Annotated in this window: 12 protein-coding genes and 1 pseudogene; 9 read left to right on the top strand and 4 right to left on the bottom strand. The window is 71.3% G+C overall.

Translation table 11 applies throughout. From position 1 onward, the window contains the following. Positions 1-46: 46 nt before the first annotated feature. The 4 genes from GUY59_RS39615 to GUY59_RS39600 all read left to right on the top strand — a co-directional run bounded on the left by GUY59_RS39615 (position 47) and on the right by GUY59_RS39600 (position 6,762). Positions 47-988: a glycosyltransferase family 2 protein gene (locus GUY59_RS39615; protein ID WP_132330527.1), complete on the top strand. Its 942-nt coding sequence runs from the start codon at positions 47-49 to the stop codon at positions 986-988. Next, positions 985-1,788: a polysaccharide deacetylase family protein gene (locus tag GUY59_RS39610; protein WP_132330525.1), complete on the top strand. Its 804-nt coding sequence runs from the start codon at positions 985-987 to the stop codon at positions 1,786-1,788. The genes GUY59_RS39615 and GUY59_RS39610 overlap by 4 nt, the downstream gene beginning before the upstream one ends. Next, a complete protein-coding gene (locus GUY59_RS39605; RefSeq protein ID WP_138206768.1) occupies positions 1,781-3,097 on the top strand; it encodes a lipopolysaccharide biosynthesis protein in 1,317 nt (438 codons plus the stop codon). The genes GUY59_RS39610 and GUY59_RS39605 overlap by 8 nt, the downstream gene beginning before the upstream one ends. Positions 3,098-4,539: 1,442 nt before the next feature. Next, a complete protein-coding gene (locus GUY59_RS39600) occupies positions 4,540-6,762 on the top strand; it encodes a hypothetical protein (RefSeq protein WP_138206770.1) in 2,223 nt (740 codons plus the stop codon). A gap of 262 nt (positions 6,763-7,024) precedes the next feature. On the opposite strand, the gene GUY59_RS39595 is transcribed toward GUY59_RS39600, so the two are convergent. The 3 genes from GUY59_RS39595 to GUY59_RS39585 all read right to left on the bottom strand — a co-directional run bounded on the left by GUY59_RS39595 (position 7,025) and on the right by GUY59_RS39585 (position 10,371). After that, entirely contained in the window at positions 7,025-8,413 is a 1,389-nt protein-coding gene (locus tag GUY59_RS39595; protein WP_236667947.1) for a xylan 1,4-beta-xylosidase, read from the bottom strand. A gap of 100 nt (positions 8,414-8,513) precedes the next feature. Next, positions 8,514-9,272 (bottom strand): SDR family oxidoreductase, encoded by a 759-nt coding sequence (locus GUY59_RS39590; RefSeq protein ID WP_138206774.1) that lies wholly within the window; start codon positions 9,270-9,272, stop codon positions 8,514-8,516. A 73-nt stretch (positions 9,273-9,345) separates the two neighbouring features. Beyond that, on the bottom strand, positions 9,346-10,371 hold the full coding sequence (locus tag GUY59_RS39585) for a phosphotransferase family protein (RefSeq protein WP_138206776.1): 1,026 nt from the start codon (positions 10,369-10,371) through the stop codon (positions 9,346-9,348). A 158-nt stretch (positions 10,372-10,529) separates the two neighbouring features. On the opposite strand from GUY59_RS39585, the gene GUY59_RS39580 reads away from it, so the two are divergent. Together GUY59_RS39580 and GUY59_RS39575 are read left to right on the top strand one after the other, a co-directional pair. After that, positions 10,530-11,612, top strand: a complete 1,083-nt coding sequence (locus GUY59_RS39580) for a GNAT family N-acetyltransferase (RefSeq protein ID WP_171055571.1) — start codon at positions 10,530-10,532, stop codon at positions 11,610-11,612. Then, entirely contained in the window at positions 11,609-12,742 is a 1,134-nt protein-coding gene (locus tag GUY59_RS39575; protein ID WP_138206778.1) for a DegT/DnrJ/EryC1/StrS family aminotransferase, read from the top strand. Before GUY59_RS39580 ends, GUY59_RS39575 begins: the two co-directional genes overlap by 4 nt. Here GUY59_RS39575 and pdxR read toward each other — a convergent pair. Further along, entirely contained in the window at positions 12,723-14,066 is a 1,344-nt protein-coding gene (gene pdxR / locus GUY59_RS39570; protein ID WP_289514329.1) for a MocR-like pyridoxine biosynthesis transcription factor PdxR, read from the bottom strand. The genes GUY59_RS39575 and pdxR overlap by 20 nt on opposite strands. 165 nt (positions 14,067-14,231) lie before the next feature. Here pdxR and GUY59_RS39565 point away from each other — a divergent pair, with 165 nt between their 5' ends. The 3 genes and pseudogenes from GUY59_RS39565 to GUY59_RS39555 all read left to right on the top strand — a co-directional run. Beyond that, positions 14,232-14,870 carry a pyridoxamine 5'-phosphate oxidase family protein gene (locus GUY59_RS39565; RefSeq protein WP_138206780.1) on the top strand — a complete coding sequence of 213 codons (639 nt, stop codon included), beginning with the start codon at positions 14,232-14,234 and terminating at the stop codon, positions 14,868-14,870. A gap of 82 nt (positions 14,871-14,952) precedes the next feature. Then, positions 14,953-17,397, top strand: a complete 2,445-nt coding sequence (locus GUY59_RS39560) for a serine/threonine protein kinase (RefSeq protein WP_138206782.1) — start codon at positions 14,953-14,955, stop codon at positions 17,395-17,397. Between the two features lie 106 nt (positions 17,398-17,503). Further along, positions 17,504-18,746 (top strand): annotated as a pseudogene (locus GUY59_RS39555) (serine/threonine-protein kinase); the annotation flags it as partial.

Genomic DNA, 18,746 nt, shown 5'->3' with positions numbered 1-18,746 from the left:
CCGCCGCCCCTGCCGCTGACCGAGGCGTCGCATAAAAAGGACCGTTGTGAACACGTCTGTTGTCATCTGCGTCTACACCGAGGACCGGTGGGAGGACATCAGGCAGGCAGTCGAGTCGGTCGAGAACCAGACCCGCCCGGCCCACGAGCTGATCCTGGTGGTCGACCACAACCCCGACCTGCACCTCAAGCTCAAACGCGAATATCCACAGGCCATCGTGGTGGAGAACACGCACGAGCAGGGGTTGTCCGGAGGCAAGAACACCGGCGTGGCCACGGCCAACGGTGAGATCATCGCGTTCCTCGACGACGACGCCGTCGCCGATGCCGGATGGCTGGAAGCTTTGGAGGAGGGCTTCCAGGAATCCGGCGTGGTGGGCGTGGGCGGTCGCACCGACCCCCTGTGGGCGTCCGGCAGGCGGCCGCGGTGGTTCCCGTACGAGTTCGACTGGACGGTCGGCTGCACCTACCGCGGCATGCCCGCGGTCAGGGCGCCGATCCGCAACGTGATGGGCGGCAACGCCGCCTTCCTGCGCGACGTCGTGTCCGAGGTGGGCGGCTTCCACAGCGGCATCGGGCGCAGCGTCCAGGGTCGCAGGTCGCGCCCGTTGGGCTGCGAGGAGACCGAGTTCTGCATCCGGCTCACCCAGCGCAAACCCGGCTCCGTCATGCTGTTCGAGCCGCGCGCGGTGATCGGGCACAAGGTGTCGAAGCAGCGCGAGGGCTTCGCCTACTTCCGGTCCAGATGCTACGCGGAGGGCCTGTCGAAGGCCCTGGTGACGCAGGAGGTCGGCACCCAGGACGGGCTGGCCAGCGAGCGGGCGCACGCGATCAAGACACTGCCGCTCGGCGCGCTGCGCGGGATCGGCGAGGCCCTGCGGGGCGACGTCGGAGGGCTCGGCAGGGCCGCCGCGATCGTCATCGGGCTGGCCTGGACGACCTGGGGCTACGTGGTGGGCACGGCACGACTGAAGGCGGCGCGCTCATGATCCGTGTCCCGATCCTGATGTACCACTCGGTCACCGACAGCCCCAACGACGAGACGCGGCCGCACTCGGTGCGGCCCTCCGACCTCGCCGAGCAGCTGGCCTACCTGTCGGAGCGCGGCTTCACCCCGCTCACGCTGGGCGACCTGGTGGCCTCACTCAACAAGAACAACGGCCGATCCATGCCCGACAAGCCGATCGTGGTGACCTTCGACGACGGCTACGCCGACTTCCACAGCCACGCGCTGCCGCTGCTCGAACGCTACAACTTCCCTGCCACGGTCTTCCTGACCAGCGGCTGGGTGTCCGATGCGGGCAAGGACGCGGCGGGCAGGCCCCTGGACGGCATGCTGTCCTGGGGGCAGGCCCGCGAAGCCGCGCAGACCGGCATCGAGATCGGCGGCCACAGCCACAGCCACCCCCAGCTCGACCAGCTCCGCATCGAGGACCTGCGTCAGGAGCTGCGCAGGAACAAGGGCCTGCTGGAGGAGAAGATCGGCGCGCCGGTCGCCACCATGGCCTACCCCTACGGCTACTCCAGCGCCCGCGTACGCCGTGAGGTGCGCAAGGCCGGCTATTTCGCCGCCTGCGCCGTCAGCAACACGATCGCCGCGGACCGGCACGACATGCTGGCCATCCCCCGGTTGACGGTCGGCAAGGGCACGACCATCAACATGTTCAAGCGCGCCGTCGAAGGCACCGCCGTACCTCTCATCTACATGCGCGAGCGCATCCTCACCAAGGGGTACGCCGTCGTGCGCAGGACGAGGTACGGGCTGCAGCGGGTGCGCGGCAATGTCTAGGGTCTGGGGACGGATCCTCGTCGACCTGCGCAACCCGCTCTTCCGGCAGGGTTACGCGCTCATGGCGAACACGGTCATCACCGGCGTGCTCGGCATGGGCTACTGGCTGCTGGCCGCCCACTACTACTCCCCCGAGGAGTTCGGCCGCGGCCAGGCGGTGATCACCGCGATGCGGTTGTTCGCGTCGCTGGTCGCGCTCGGGTTCGTCGGTGCGCTCGCCCGCTACCTGCCGGTGGCCGGCCGCCGCACGCCCGAGCTCATCCTGCGCGGGTACGGCCTGGCCGCCGCCACGGGCGGGGTCGCGGCGGTCGGCTTCCTGCTGACGCTGCCGCTGTGGGGCGAGACCTACTCCGTGCTCGCCGGGTTCGGGCCCGGACTGTTCTTCCTGGCGTCCGTGGTGGTGTGGGCCGTCTTCACCCTCCAGGACGTCGTACTGACCGGCCTGCGCAGGGCGCCGTTCGTACCGTTGAACAACCTCATCTTCGGCCTGGTCAAGATGGGCCTGCTGGTGGCGCTCGCCGGCGCGCTGCCCACGGGCGGCATCTTCGCCTCCTGGGTCATCCCGACTGCGCTCGCCCTGATCCCGATCAACTTCCTGATCTTCGGCGTCGTGGTGCCCCGGCACACCAGGCAGGCCGGCGCGGAGCAGCAGCCCCCTCGTCTGCGCGAGATTGGAAGGTTCCTGGCCGGCGACTTCCCCGGGACGCTGTCGATCCTGGCCATCGTCTACCTGGTGCCCGTGGTCATCGCCACCCAGGTGGGCGAGGCCACGTTCGGGCGTTTCTCGATGGCGCACACCCTGGCCAGCATGATCGAACTGCTGGCCATGAACATGGCGGTGTCGCTGACCGTCGAGGGCTCCTTCGACCGGTCCCAGCTGGCGGAGAACTGCCGGCGGGCGTTGCGGCGGGCCTTCATGATCGTCGTACCCATCATCACGGTGGCGATCGCCGGTGCGCCGCTCATCCTGACCGTCTTCGGGTCCGCCTTCGCCGAGGAGGGCACGACGCTGCTGCGGCTCATGGCGCTCGCCGTGCTGCCCCGGGTGCTGATCGAGGTTTATCTGAGCGCGCTGCGGGCCCAGAGCAGGGCGCGCACGCTGGCCGTCGTCCAGATCGGGCTGGCCGTCCTGGTGCTGGTCTCCACGCTCGCGCTGTTCCCCTTCGCCGGGGTGAACGCGGTGGGATACGGGCTGCTGGCCAGCGAACTGCTCATGGCGCTGTTGATCTTCGGAAATCTGCGTAAGATTCTCGGATTCGGCGATACAGGTCGACCGGCTGTCACTCAGGGGTCGTCCAGGACCGCATGATGGTCAACGCGAGGCAACGGGACAGCGATGGCGTGACGACACCGGGGACCACGGGCTCCCCGGACGCGCGCGGGGACAAGGAGGACTCAGACGTGCCCTTCGATCCGGAAGCTACCGGGATCATCCCGAAGCTGACGTTCGAGCCCCCTGGTGAGGGCTCCGGCACGTCTGAGGAGAGCGAGGCGGAGGCCGCCGAGACCACCGCCGATCCCGGCCCCGACCGCACCACGGCCATCCGCCTCCCGGTGCCACCGGCGTCGGGCAAGGGCGACCCACAACCTCCGGGTGCTTCTCCGGAGTCCGCCCCTTCTCCGGAGTCCGCCCCTTCTCCGGAGTCCGGCGGCTCTGCGGAGTCCAGTGCTTCTCCGGGGTCCGGCGGTTCTGCGGGGCCCGGTGGATCGCAACCGTCCGGGGGCTCCAAGGCGACCGGCGGTTCGTCGCAACCGTCCGGCGGTTCATCGGAGCCGTCGGCGGGATCGCAGGCATCCGGCGGTTCCTCGCAACCGCCGGGAGGTTCCCAGGCGTCCGGAGAGACGAAACCGGCCGGTGGTGCGCGGCCGTCCGTGGGATCGCGACCGTACGGCGCGGCGCGGGCCGCCGCCACCGCTCAACCCTCCGGCGGTACGAAACCCGCCAGCGGCTCGAAGACGTCCGGCAAGACGAAGCCCGGCACCGGCACACGACCGTCCGAGGGCAAGCCATCCGGCGGTCCGACCCCGCCGCCCGGCGGTCCTCAGGGCACCGCCACGTCGCGAACTTCCGGCACGTCGCAGGGCACCGGTAGGTCACAGGGTGACGCCGGCAGCGGCAGCGGCAGGGCAAGCACAGGCGCACCCGCCGGCGGACGCGGCGAACCCAGCGCAACGCGGCAAGTCGGCGACAGCGAGAAGACGCGCGCGATCGGGCAGGTCGGCACTGGCGCGGCGGCTACCGGGCGCGAGCAAGCCGGCACCGCCGGACGCGAACACAGCAACTCGGCCGCGCGCGGACAGAGCAGCACAACCGGGACCGGCCAGGCCGGCGAAGGCGGGACCGGCCAGGCCAGTGCAACCGGGACCGGACAAGCCAGCGGACCCCAGACCGTCCGACCGCAGCCGGCGAGCGGGCCCCAGACGGTCCATCCGCAGCCGGCGAGCGGCTCGGCCCACACCGCGCAGGGCGGGGGTTCTTCCGCCGACGCGCAGCAACCGGCCGGCGGTGCTCAGACCGGTAACGACTCGAGATCCGCGAGCGGCCCGCAGCCGGCCGGGCATGCGCAACCGCCCGGTGGGACGTGGTCCGGGGCGCTCGGCGGGAAACCGGGCACCGAGGATGACTCCCGCGCCACCAACCCGAACGTCGCAGTGCCCCCCGCGGCGGGAGGCCCCCACGCCGGCGCCGGAGCGCCGCCCGCGGGCGTGGGTGCGCCGCCCGTCGGGGCGCCGCCGCAGGGGCCCGTAGGTGTGGCGCTGGAGGGACCCCAGGGGCCGGCCGGAGGGCCGATCGCTCAGGTGCGGGCGACGGCGCAACCGCAGGCGTTGCGGGCCCGCGTCAGCGCGCTGATCGCCAGCGCGCCCCGGTGGTTGCCCGTGGTGCTGGTCCTTGAGGGCCTGCTCATGTTCATCCTCGCCGTCAAGGTCTCCCCGGGGCCGCTGCGTGGTGTGGACCCGGCGGACATCGACGGTCTCGGGCTGATCTCGGCGCTGCCGGTCACCGCGTTCCTCGCGATCCTGATCATGATCGTGTCGTTCTTCGTCACGGTCGCCCAGAGCACCGACCGCAAGTTCCTGCTGTTGTTCCAGATCGCCGCCATCGCGTTCGCGCTGCACGGCGTCGGGTCGCTGGTGGCGAGTGAGCCGCGTTTCCCCACGGCGTACATCCATGCGGGTTTCGTGGAGTTCATCAGCAGGACGGGCGAGACGGCGATCAGCATCGACGCCCGCATGGGCTGGCCGGGTTTCTTCGCGTTGTTCGCGTTCGTGACGAAGGCCGCCGGCATCAGCGACATGACGACGATCCTGCAGTGGACGCCGCTCCTGTCGAACCTGCTCTACTTGCTCCCGTTCGTGCTGATCCTGCGCCAGGTGGTGGCGACCACGCGGGCGCGGTGGTTCGCGGCGCTGCTGTTCGTGCTGGTGCAGTGGATCGGGCAGGACTACTTCTCGCCGCAGGGCTTCACGTTCGCCCTGTATCTGGCGTTCGTGGCGATCCTGCTGCGATGGTTCGGGCGGGTCGAGCCCCGGACCCGGCCGATCGCGCCCAAGGGCCTGCGCAAGCTGCTCGGCAGGCTCGACGCCATGACGCCGGGCGAGCTGGCCAACACCGGCACCTACCGGGCCGACAAGCTGCTCATGCTCATGATGTTGCTGGCGCTCTTCATCGCGTCGGTGGCCTCGCACCAGATCACGCCGTTCATGATGCTCGGTGTGGTGACGGCGTTCCTACTGGTCAAGCGTACGTCGCTGACATGGGGGCTGCCGTTCTTCCTCGGGCTCGTGGTGGCGGCCTGGATCAGCTACATGACGGTCGGCTTCTGGGCCAGCCAGATCGACACGATCTTCGGTGGGCTGGGCAACGTCCTGTCCAACCTGCGCAGCAACACCGGCGACCGGATCGAGGGCACCGACCCCGCCCACGCGATGGTGTTGCAGGCCCGGCTCGGCATCCTGGTGGTGATCCTCGGGCTGGCGGCGGCCGGGTTGTTCCGGCGGCTGCGGCGCGGGGTGTTCGACAGGTCGGCGCTGGTCCTGCTCTGCGTGCCCGTGCTGGCTCTGGGCCTGCAGAGCTACGGCGGCGAGATCGGGCTGCGCATCTACATGTTCGCGCTGCCCGGTGCGTGCCTGCTGGCCGCGTACGCGTTCTTCCCCAACCTGCCGGCCGACAGCGCGGACGTACGCGAGGAGACCGTGCCGCTGCGTAAGCGGAACGTGCGCTTCAACCCCGAGCTGACCAGGAAGATCTCGGTCGTGCTCGCGGCGTGCTTCGCGGTGGTGTTCGCGATGGCGTTCCTGCTGGCGAGGTACGGCAACGAGAAGTTCGAGCGGGTCACCACCGGCGAGGTGGCGGCCCTGCACTACGTCTACGACCACGACAAGCCCAGCGCCAGGGTGCTTTATCTGGTGCCCAAGCTGGGGCCGGAGGTCACGCCGACCCTGCCGTGGGGCGAGCGGGACGTCGAGTTGGTCGCCTTCAACGAGCAGGCGCTCGTGCACAAGGACCCGACGAAGATCACCGACGCGGTGAAGGCGCTGCAGGGGCAGCCACGTAACTCGTACCTGATGGTGAGCACCGGCCAGGTGAGTTACCTGCAGCTCAACGAGGGTTATCCGGTGGACTGGGGGGAGAAGTTCCGCGCGGCGCTGGACGCCTCGCCCCATCTGAAACGGGTGTACTCCAACGACGACGCGGCGCTCTACACCTGGAAGAAGTTCGTCAGGGGGACCGAGATCCCCGAGCCACACCCCTACAAGGGCCGCGGCGACCCCACCTCGCCGTGGACGCCGGTGGGCATCGGGGCGCTGGTCGTGACCTGGGTGGCGCTGTTCGGCTATGAGATCATCCGCCTGAACGGCCCCAACCGGGCGCGCAAGGCGCGTAAACGCCTGTTGTTCCTGGCGGTTCCGGCGTTCGTGGTGGCCATCGCGGTGGTCATCGAACGCTTCATCTACATCGCGCAGAACAACTGAAATCCCGGGGAACCCACGCCGTGCTGCTGTTCCCCGGGAGGTCCTGACGACGTGCGCCGCCGTGGGTCCGGCGCCGCTGTCGCTCCACCGGCCGGTCCGCTTCAGCCGCTCGTGGCTCGGCGGGCCGGTCGAGTGGCTGCCGCGTTGCCGATCGTGTCAGCCGGTCACCCGCGGCGGCACGTCGGTCTCACCGCACCCGCGCTGGTGGGGGGCCACGACGCGGTAGCGACGGCCATCCGGTGGGCGTGCTGTCGTCCGGTGCTCACATGCCCCGGCCGGCCCACTTGATCTCGTACGGCCGCAGACTGACCCGCTTGCCGTCGACGGTCGCGTTGACCGCTTCGCCGGACGTGTTCACCATGACGACCTGGCGCTCCTGGCCGATGGCTCTGATCCGCTGGTCGGAGGTGGGGACCTTGGTGACCTCGACCCCGGCGGGGAACCACTTGGTGAACCCGCTCAGCAGGCCGGCCATCGGCATCTCGCCGCCCTCTCTCGGCGCCCACAGGCAGCCTGGGCACCCGTTTTCGTCCTTCTGCTGTGGGTTCCAGTACAGCGCCGTGGTGACGCCGCTCGTGGCGAACTCCATCAGCGCCGTCGCCTGCACCGCCGTGCGCTGCTCCTCGCTCCAGCCGGAGTTCTCCGGCTCGACGTACCACTCCGCCCACCACACCGGCAGGTCGCCGCTCTTCTGCCGCAGCCACGAGGTGATGGCGCTGAACTTCGCCTGGGCGCCGAAGTCGTCGGGGATGTTGTCTTTGTCGGTGGTCATCGACGCGCCGTCGACCACGATGAAGTCGGCGCCCTGCTTGTTGTCGATCCAGTACTGGATCGCGTCGAGCGCGCGCTGGTCGACGCTTCCCCAGGGGCCGGTGAGCTCGGAGGGCTCCTGGGGGTTCGCGTTGCTCTCGATCGGGACGTACGGGCCGCCGACCTTGATGTCGCCGCTCACCTTCTTCAAGGCCGTGTAGACCTTGTTGTACAGCTCGGTGTACGCCTTGGCGTCCCACTTGTTGGTGGTCGGGTCCCAGAAGCCCTTGAACTCGTTCCAGACCATGTAGTGCTTGACGGTCGGATACTGCTTGGCGACCTTGACGGCGAGCTCGGCGAAGTCGTCGTAGTGCTCGGGCTCGGGGGCGACGGTGTGGTTCTTGCTCCAGTCGGTGCGCCCGGCCTTGCCGCCCTTCATCCAGTCGGGCGCGCAGCACAGCGTGATCACCGGCATCCCTCGCGACGACGCGATGAAGGTCAGCCGCCGGTCGAGGTCGCGGAAGTTGACCTGCCCCGGGCTCGGCTCGGGGTTGCCGACTCCCCAGCCCATGATGTGCTGGTTCTGCACCATCGGCACCCGGCCGAGCAGGCCCTTGGCCTGGTCCTGGACCTGCTCGGGCTCGTTGTCGACACTGTATTGCGTGTGCGTGACGCCCCAGCGCGGCCAGTTGGCCAGCGCGGGCGGCTTGTCCAGCTTGGGTGCCGGCTCGCTGGGCACCGTCGTGGCGACCTCGGCGCCGCTGAACTCGCTGCGCTCCCCGGACGTGAGTGAGGCGTAGACCATGATGCCCGCCACGAGGACGACCGCGAGGATGCCTGCTCCAAGGGCGATCGGCCACGGCGATCGTCGGCGCGCATGACGGCCATCGGTCGGAATCACTGAACGCTCCTCATCCAGACGTGCCCTGCAAGGGGCGACCATACAGAAAGGCCGGACGCAGCACCGGCCTGATGAGGCTAATCGTCTCGCTCACAAATCGCTATTCGTCGGCAGCACGCGGTGGCCGCTGACCGCCGGCCGGGCCGGGCACCCCGGCATAGCGGTAGGGGACCGGCTGCCTACCGGGCTGGACGATGAGCAGGGTGCCCGGGGTCTCCGCGTAGAAGGCGGACTCGACGGCGGCGGCCACGTCGTCGGCGGTGAGCAGCGGGAAGCCGGCGTTGACGAACATCTCTCGTGTTTCGGCGACCAGCGGCGTGTCGGTGAAGCCGGGGCACACGGCGCCGATGCGGATGTTCCGGGCGGCCAGCGGCTCGGCCAGCGCCCTGACGAGGCCGACCACGGCGTGCTTGGTCATCGTGTAGACGGGGTCGCCGGAGAAGGCCACGAGCCCGGCCAGCGACGCGGTCGCCACGATGGCGCCGCCGCCGGAACGGGCGAGGAGCGGGACGCCGGCCCGGACGCCGAAGACGACGCCGTCCACGTTCACGCCGACCACCTGTCGGTAACGTTCGGCGTCGAAGTCGGCCAGGTCCACCCGCCCGCTGACGCCGGCGTTGAGGTGGACCAGGTCGAGCCGGCCGTACTGCCGCTCGGCCAGCGCGACGGCCTCGAGCGAGGCCTCCTCGTGGCTGACGTCGGCCTCCAGCCAGACGCCGCCGACCTCCTTGCCCAGGCGTTCCGCGCCCTCGCCGTCGCGGTCGACGAGCACGCATTTGACCCCGCCGGCCGCCAGTCGGCGTGCCACGGCGGCTCCGATCCCACTGGCCGCTCCGGTGATCAGTGCAACTGTGCTCATGGCGCTCCTTGCGGGGTCGGAACCGTGGGTCCAGGCTGGTCGAGCGTCTCAGGGTCTGCCGGGCTCGGGGCGGTCAGTGCTGGTCGAGCATGCGGTGGGCGCGAGCGATCAGCGTGGGTACGGCGGAGCCGATGCGGTCGAATCCCTCTCCCACGGTCTTACCTTGCCGGAAGCGGGCGTGGATACCCTCCACGATGACCGCCAGCTTGAAGTTGCCGAAGGCCACATAGAACCCGAGATCCGAAATATCCCGACCTGATGCCTTGATGTAGTGGCTCGCGAACTCGGCCGCGTTCATGAACCCGGGCGCCACCGTCACGTCGCCCGCCACCGGGATCCCCGCCCGCTCGTCGTCCCCGGCGTCGTGCCAGTACGTCAGCGTGAGCCCCAGGTCGGCCAGCGGATCACCGAGGGTGGACATCTCCCAGTCGACCACGGCCGCGATCTCGAGCTCCCCCATCGTGATCAGCGTGTTGTCGAGCCGGTAGTCGCCGTGCACCAGCGTGCCGGCCGACTCGGCGGGCAGCCGCTCACGCAACCGGCCGACGAGCCGGTCGTACTCCGGCGACTCCGCCGTCTTCGAGCGCTCCCACTGCTGGCCCCACCGGTCGAGCTGCCTGGCCAGGTAACCCTCCGGCCGCCCGAAGCCGGCCAGCCCGACCTCGCGGTAGTCGACGGCGTGGATGGCGGCCAGCACCTCGGCCAGCCGCTCCGACAGCCGCCGCGCCTGCTCAGGCGTGTGCTCGCCGAGCTCTTCCCTGGTCCGCACGGCGACGCCCGGCACGTGCTCCATGAGGTAGAACGGCGCCCCGAGCACGTCCTCGTCGGCGCAGAACGCTACAGGTCCCGGCACCGGCACGGGCGTCGGCGCGAGCGCCGAGATGACCCGGAACTCGCGCCGCATGTCGTGGGCGGTGGGCAGCACGTGACCGAGCGGCGGCCGGCGCAGAACCAGCCGGCGGTCGCGGGCCTCGACCAGATACGTCAGGTTCGACCGTCCACCCGGGATCAGCGAGACGGACAGGGGCTCGCCGGCGTCGGGCACGTTCCGGCCCATCCACGCGACCAGGCTGGGATGGTCGATGCCAGGTACGGTCATGAACACACATTAGAACCTCATTCGGTGCTGAATGCCAGCTGAGAGTTGCGTAACGTTCCAGAGCAGGGGCGATCCGCCAAGAGCTGAGATCCTTTACCCTGGGGGGTATACGTCTGCCCAGACGCTGGACAGAGAGTGGCAGCACACAGTAGGAGACCATGCGCGTCACCCTTGCCCTGCCTCGTGAGCTGGGAGAGCCCGAGATCGATCGGTGGCGGAGCCTGCAGGAGCCCGGCACCGTCTTCGACAATCCGTTCCTGTCGCCCGAGTTCACGATCACGGTGGGCGAGGTACGCGACGTCGTCCGCGTGGCCGTGCTGCACGACGGCCCGGAGATCGTCGGGTTCTTCCCCTTCGAGCGGCATCCGCTGGGCATCGGCAAGCCCGTGGCCGCCGGGCTCACCGACGCGCAGGGCATCGTCCACGTCAAGGACCTCGAGCTCGACCCCCGCCGGCTGATCAAGAACTGCGGGTTGTCGGTCTACGAGTTCGACCACCTGGTGGCCGGGCAGCCGCTGCTCGACTCCCGGCACGAGCGGCACCCGTCGCCGATCATCGACCTGAGCGAGGGCTACGAGCGCTACACCGAGTTCCTGAGGCAGCACTCTGGCAAGACGTACAAAACAACTCTGGCCAAGGCGCGCAAGCTGGAACGCGAGGCCGGGAAGATCCGCCACGACTACGCGACCGCCGACGTGGTGCCGCTGCGCACGCTGCTCGGCTGGAAGACCGACCAATACCGCCGCACGGGCCGCACCGACCGCTTCTCCCAGCGGTGGATCGTGGAGCTGGTCGAGCGGCTGCTGGCCACCCGGTCGGACAGCTTCGCCGGGGTGCTCGACATGGTCTACGCCGACGACCAGCCGGTGGCCGGGCACTTCGGGCTGCGCACGAGCACCACGCTGGTCGGCTGGTTCCCCGCCTACGACCCGCGCTTCGCCAAATACTCCCCTGGCCTCATCCACCACCTGGCGATGGCCGAGCGCGCCGCCGGGTCCGGCATCCGCGTCATCGACATGGGCCGGGGCCAGAAGGAGTACAAAGACAAGCTGAAGACCGGCGAGTTGCAGGTGGCCGAGGGGCGCGTGGCCAGGGCCGGCGCGTCGGCGGGGGTGCACTGGCTGTTGCGGGTGCCCGCGCGCAGGACACGCGCCGCGGTGATGGCCAACCCGATCTTGCTCAAGACGGCCGACAAGGCGTTGAAAACCTATGGAAAGCTGCGTACTGTCCTACAAGGATGAATTTGATCGCAGAGCGCACGGGCCGTCACTGTCTGTCGCTTCCTTCCAACCGGCTCGGCCTCTATCTGGCGTTACGCCACTGGTGCCTGCCCGGTCAACGACTGCTCATGTCGCCCATCTCGGCCGACGAGATCCTGTTCCTGGTGCTGGCGGCCGGGCTGCGGCCGGTGATCGCGCCGCTCTCCGCCCGTGACGGCAACATCGACGTCTCACGGCTCGATCTCGACGGTGTGGACGCCGTCCTGACTACCAACCTGTACGGCCTGCCCGACCGCGTCTCCGCCCTCACCGGCAAGGTCCTCATCGAGGACGTGGCCCACGCCCTGGAGAGCCACGTCGACGGCCGGCCGCTGGGGACGTTCGGCCAGGCGGGCGTCTTCAGCCTCTCCAAGCACGCGGGGGCCGGCTCGGGCGGCGTGCTCGCCGTGGAGGACAGGTCCGACCTGGAGGCGCTGACGCGCGCCCGCGACCTCCTGCTGGCCCCGGGCTCCCTGCGTGCCGACCTGATGAGCGTCACCACGTCCGCGGCCCGCCACGTGGCGCTCCGCACCAACCTCGTACGCCCCGCGCTCGCCCTCTCCCGGGCCCTCGGTTTGCACGAGCCGCGCGACGGTTACCGCATCCCGCTCGACCCCGAGGGGCTGCGGCTGGCGCTCAAGCAGGCGCCCGCGCTGCCGCCGTTCGACCCCTGGGTCCGCGCCGACCTGCACGACTACCGCCGCCGCCGGGGCCACCTCGTCCGCTGGTACCAGTCGAGACGGGTGGCCCAGGTCCCCCGCACGCGGGCGCGACGCCTGGCGGGCGTCCGGCGGCTGGCCGAGCTGCCCACGGTCGCGCCCGCCGTGCTCGACCATCTGGACCAGCCGCTGTTCCGCGTGCCCCTGCTGGTGCGCGACAGGGACGCGGCCATCGCCGAGTTGGAGCGGCACGGGGTGGCGACGGGTTACCTGTACGACCCGCCCTACGACGACTACGCCCCCGCCTTCGCCGAGGCGTCGCCGCACCCCGGTCCCGCCCGCTGGTGGGCCGCGAACGTGCTGCCCGTCGATCCTCTGCATGCCGCCCGCGCCCTCCCCGTCCTCAGCCGCCTGCGGCCTCCGGACCGCCCTGTCAGCCCGTCAGCCGCCTGATCAGATCGGCCAGGATGTGGCAGCCGCGCCGGAGGTCGGCGTACGAGGCCGAGCCGTAGCCGATGACCAGGCCGTGCAGGCGGGGACGGCCGTGGTGGTGGGGCTCGATGGAGTCGACCAGGACGCCGTTCTTCCTGGCCCGTTCGACGACGGCGGGCGCGACGGCCTCGGGCAGCTCGGCCAGCACGTGCAACCCCGCCGTGTCGCCGCGCAGCCCGCAGACGGGCCCGAGCAGCTCGACGACCAGTGCGCGGCGGCGCGCGTACTCGAGGCGCATCCTGCGCAGGTGCCGGTCGAGGTCGCCGCGCTCCAGGAGGGTGGCGACGGCCTGCTGCACGGGGCCGCTGGTGCGGTCGGCCACCGAGAGGCGCAGCCCGGCGACGCGGTCGACGAGCGCGGGGTCGCCGACGAGCCAGCCGACTCCGACGTCAGGTGTGAGGGTCTTGGAGAGCGTTCCCAGGAGCACCACCCGCTCGGGGTCGAGGCCGTAGAGGGCGGGCAGCGGGGCCACGTCGTAACGGAACTCGGCGTCGTAGTCGTCCTCGACGATCGTCGCGCCGGTGTTCCTGGCCCAGGCCAGGAGGCGTTCCCTGCGCGGGATCGGCAGCCGGCCGCCCAGCGGGTACTGGTGGGCGGGCGTGGTGTAGAGCACGCGGAGGTCACGGGGAAGTCCGTCGACGACGACGCCGTCGGCGTCCACCGGGCACGGCACCACCTCCGCGCCCCTGGCCGCGAAGACCGTGCGGGCCACGTGGTAGCCGGGATCCTCGACGCCCGCCCTGGCGCCCGCGCCGAGCAGCGCCAGCGAGCACAGGTCGAGGCCGTTGCCGGTGCCCCGGGTGACCAGGACGTTCTCGGGGCCGACGGCCACTCCCCTGGACCGGCGCAGGTGGTCGGCGAGCAGTTCACGGAGCCGCGGCAGGCCGTAGGGGTCGGGCGATTCCCCTGGCGGCAGGTCGGCCGCCTTGCGCCAGGCCCGCTTCCACGCCGCCCGGTCGTGGTCGCGCACCCAGGGCCGGCCCGGCGTGAGGTCGATCACGCCGGCCGCGCGCGGCGGCTCGGGGGGCACGCGCGCCTCCTGTGACGGCCGCTTGCGGGGGCGGCGCGGCATGTCCATGTCCGCCACGTACGTGCCGGAGCCGTGCCGCCCGTCCAGCCAGCCCTCGGCGTACAGCTGCTGGTAGGCCTCGGTGACCACGGTCCTGCTCACCTCCAGCTGGACCGCGAGCGCCCGCGTGGACGGCAGTCGCTCACCGGGCGCGAGGGCGCCGTCGAGCATGGCACGGCGCAGCCAGCCGGCCAGCTGCGCCGTGAGCGGCTCCACCGAGTCGCGTGAAAGGGATACGGGCAGGTCGACGTGTGTGCGGGCGCTGGGCTGCGGTCGGCGGCCCACGGTGGACGGCGGAGTGTGCACAGGCGAAAGTGGTCTCTACGAAGGGGCCGATAGTGGCCCTACAGGATAGGTCCACTTCGCCCGTACGGTCGAACCATGCTCTCCACCACTTCACGCACCAGGCTCGGCCGCGCCAAGGAGCGCGGCAGCACCGACAGGAACGACCTCTACGAGGTGCTGGACACCGCTCTGGTGTGCCACCTGGGCGTGGTCGTCGACGGCCACCCCATGGTGGTGCCGACCGGCTACGGGCGCATCGGCGACACCCTCTACCTGCACGGTTCCACCGGCGCGCGCTCCCTGCGAGCCGGCGACGGGAGCGAGGTGTGCGTGACGGTGACGCACCTCGACGGCATCGTGCTCGCCCGCTCGATCTTCAACCACTCCTTCAACTACCGCTCGGCGATCATCTACGGCCGGCCCCGGCTCGTGACGGACCCCGACGAGCGCATGGAGGCGCTGCGGGCGCTGTCCGAACATCTCGCGCCCGGCCAGTGGGACTACGCCCGGCGGCCCTCGCGCAAGGAACTGGTCGCCACGAGCGTGCTCGCGCTGTCGCTGGAGGAGGCGTCGGTCAAGATCCGGCGGGGCGCGCCGAAGGACGAGGAGGAGGACTACGAACTGCCCGTGTGGGCCGGGGTGGTGCCCATCGTCACGTCCTACGGTGAACCGGAGCCCGATCCGGTACTCCCAGAAGGTATCGCCACCCCCGTTCACGTTCTCTCCCGGGAGTAGTTCCATAAAGCAGGCACACCTGGAAAACCTGACTCCTTGATCAGACGTCTCATCAGGTGGGCCATCCTGATGGGAGAGGCATATGCGGTGGAGCGCTCCCGGATACACCGAGGTCAAGCAGCTCGGGGAGGGGGCCGGCGGGCGGGTCGCGCTGGCCGTCCACGACGAGACGGGCGTCGAGGTCGCGATCAAATACCTCTCCTCGCGGCTGCTGCACGATCCCGCCGCGCTGGCCAGGTTCCAGTCGGAGGCGCGGCTGCTGATCACGCTGCGCGACCCGCACATCGCGACGTTGTGGGAGTACGTCCAGGACCCGCACGGCGCGGCCATCGTGATGGAGCTCGTCAACGGCGTCTCGTTGCGGGCGCTGATGCGCGAGAACGGCACGACCGGGCCGGAGGCGGCGCTCGTCGTGCTGAAGGGCTCGCTGCTCGGCCTGGCCAAGGCGCACGCGCTCGGCCTCGTGCACCGGGACTACAAGCCGGAGAACGTGATCGTCCGCGACGACGGGGTGAGCAAACTCGTCGACTTCGGCATCGCGGTGCGTCAGGGCACGGTCGCGCGTGCCGAGGGCACGCCTCCCTACATGGCGCCCGAGTTGTGGGAGGCGCGGCCCGCCTCCCCCGCGACCGACGTGTACGCGGCCACGGCCGTCTTCTTCGAATGCCTCACCGGGCACAGGCCGTACCGGTCCACCGAGCCCAGCGTCCTGGGCTACCAGCACCTGTACGCCCCGGTGCCCGCCCACGACGTTCCCGAGCCGGTGCGCGGGCTGATCACCCGCGGCCTGGCCAAGGACCCGGCGCTGCGGCCGGTGAGCGCGTCGGCGTTCGTGGCCGAGGTGGAGGCCACCGCCAGGGCGGCGTACGGGGACGACTGGGAGGAGCGCGGCAGGCGGCGGCTGGCGGCGCTCGTCGCGCTGCTCGCCCTGCTGCTGCCCCGGCCTGAGACGCCCGTTCCCGAGGTCGGCACGTCGCTGGCCAGGACGGTGTTCCGCGAGACGGGCTCCGAAACGACCCGCGTGCTGCGCGGGACGGGCTCGCGGGCGACCCGCCTGAAGGTGTTACGGGGCACGCGGTCGAAGGCGCTCCGCGTGGTCGTGACCGCCGGCGTGGCCGTGGCGGTGGCCGTGACCGTGGCGGTCGTGCTGCTCAACCGGCAGCCGTCGCCACCTGACCCGATCGGCGCGGCGGCCGCGGTGCCGCCGACGGAGCTCTCGACGGGACCGGTCTCGGGCCCGCCGGAGACGCCCGGCGGCGGCCCTGAGTCCACGCCCTCGACGGGGACACCCACCGAAGGCGTCCCGGGCACGCCGCCCGAGAGCACGCCCGGCCCGACGTCCGGCGACCCGACGTCCAGCGGCCCACCGACGAGCCCGGCGGACGCGGACCCCGAGGAGAGCGCCGCCCCGCGGCGCGCGACCACCGGCCCGGCGCGCACGCCCGGCGCCACCCCGCCGGCCCGGACTCCCGGCCCGTCCCTGGCGCCCGTACGGAGTCCCGGCACGACCACGACCCCCGTACCAAGCTCGGATCCGACCACCGACGCCGGGGACACCCCCACACCTGCGACCTCGGTGCTGCGGGTGGGCGTGGGCGGCCTCGCGGTGGACGAGAAGGGGCTCGCCCGGGCCACGGTTTCCCTGCGTACCAGCGGCACCGAGCCCGTCGTGGCCGTCGCGACCTGGCGGGCCCCCGGCACGGACGGCCGGGTCCAGCGGGTACGCCTGAGCGGCGCCACGTCGTACACCCGCACGCTCACCTGGGCCATGGGAGAGCGTGCGTGCGGCGGCACGCTACGGCTGGGCGTCACCACGTCGCCCGCCGCGGCCGGCGGCGCCGGATCGGGCACGCTGGCCCTGCCGCCCTGCCCGACCGAGGTGACGGGGCTGCGCGTCTCGCTAGGCCTGCCGGCCGCGCCGGGCCGCACGGCGACCGCCCGGTTGCGGCTGCGCGCGAGCGGCACGGCGGAGATCCCCGTACGGGCCGAGTTCGCGGTCAACGGGGACCAGGTCGCCACCCGCTCCGCGAACCTGTCGGGCCGGACCTCGTACGCCCGCTCGCTCGCTCACCCCTTCCGGTCGCGCCCGTGCGGCGCGACGCTGTCGGTGACCGTGCGCGCGGGCGGCAGGACGGCCACCGCGCGGACCACGGTCTCGTGCCCTCCGTCCGTGACGCGGGTGTCGGTGCGGCGGGCCGCCGTGTCCGGCGGCGCCCTGGCCGCGACGGTCGCGGTGACGACGTCGGACGCCCAGCGGGTACGCCTCACCGTCGCGTTCGCGGCCGGGGGCGAACGCCTGGGCACGCGGACGGTCACGCTGTCGGGCGCCACCTCGTACACGAGGACCCTGCGTCTCCCGGTCGAGCTGGGTTGCGGCTCGACGTGGACGGTGACGGCCGTCACCGTGCCGGCGGCGGGCAACGGGGGCTCCACCGCCTCCGGCAGCACACCGGAATGTCCCAAGGAAGAGCCGGATGACCAGCCAAGCCACAGCCCGCGCCCGGAGTCCCCTGGCACCATCAGGTGACAATGCCGACATCTGGCGATATCAGTAGCGGGATTGTGGTTCCCTCTGGTTAAGCTACGGACCGTTTGATGAGGGTGGGGCCCGCACGACTCCGGAGGAGACCGCTATGCATGGTGATGGTCAGTGGGGGGTCCCTGGCTATACCGCGGTTCGCGAGCTCGGAGCGGGCGCCGCGGGTCACGTGGTTCTGGCCCGCCGCGACTACGACGGCGTCGAGGTGGCCATCAAATACCTCAGCGACGAGCTCCGCTCCGACGTGGGGTTCGTGGCCAGGTTCCGGCACGAGGCCAGGCTGCTCGCCACGCTCCAGAGCGCCTACCACGCCCGTCTGATCGACTACGTCGAGAGCGGCCAGGGCGCGGCGATCATCATGGAGCTCATCAACGGCGTCTCGTTGCGCGAGCTCATCAGGTCCGAGGGCCCCACGGGCCCCGAGGCGGCCCTGACCGTGCTCAAGGGCTCCCTCAAGGGCCTGGCCTCGGCGCACGCGGTCGGCGTCGTCCACCGCGACTTCAAACCCGAGAACGTCATGGTGCAGGGCGACGGCACCGCAAGCTGGTCGACTTCGGCATCGCGGTCAGGACGGGCCAGGGCGCGAGCCCCGCGGGCACACCTCCGTACATGGCCCCTGAGCAGTGGTCGGGTACGACCGCGGGGCCCGCCACCGACGTCTACGCGGCCGCCGTCGTCTTCTTCGAGTGCCTGACCGGCGCCCGTCCCTTCCGCGCGGCCAACCTGGCCGCGCTGGCCCGCCAGCACCAGAGCGCCGTTCCGCCGCTCGGAGACGTGCCCGAGCACCTGCGCGGCCTGGTCGAACGCGGCCTGGCCAAGGATCCGGCCGGGCGCCCGTCGTCGGCCGAGGCGTTCCTGGCCGAGTTGGAGGCCGTCGCGGGCGGGGCGTACGGTCCCGACTGGGAGGAGCGCGGACGCCGCCGCCTGGCCGCCCTGGCGGGCACGCTGGTGCTGCTCTTCCCGGCCGAGCTCGACGAGCCGGCCACGACGAGCACGGCGCTGGCCGAGACCCGCTTCCGCGACCCGTCGCGCCTCCTGCGTACGCTGCCCGCCAAGCTGGCCATCGGCGCCACCGCCGTCGGCGTGCTGGCCACCACGATCGTGCTGCTGGTCAACGCCGCCGAGGACAAGCCCGTCCTGCAGGCGCAGGTCACCCGGATCACGCCGGCCACGACCGACCCCGGCGCACCGGAGAGCGCGATCACGAAGAAGGAGCCGGCGCCCTCCCCCGAGGTGAGCACGCCGGAGCCTACGCCGACCACGCCGACCTCGCCGACCACGCCGTCGACACCGGCGGGCACCGTGAGCGACGCGCCCCCGCCCGTCCGGCCCAGCAC

The organism is Nonomuraea sp. K271 (assembly GCF_009908215.1).
Lineage (GTDB): Bacteria > Actinomycetota > Actinomycetes > Streptosporangiales > Streptosporangiaceae > Nonomuraea > Nonomuraea longispora.
The sequence above is the reverse complement of the archived record's forward strand: the minus strand, read 5'-3'. Positions and strand labels throughout refer to the sequence as shown.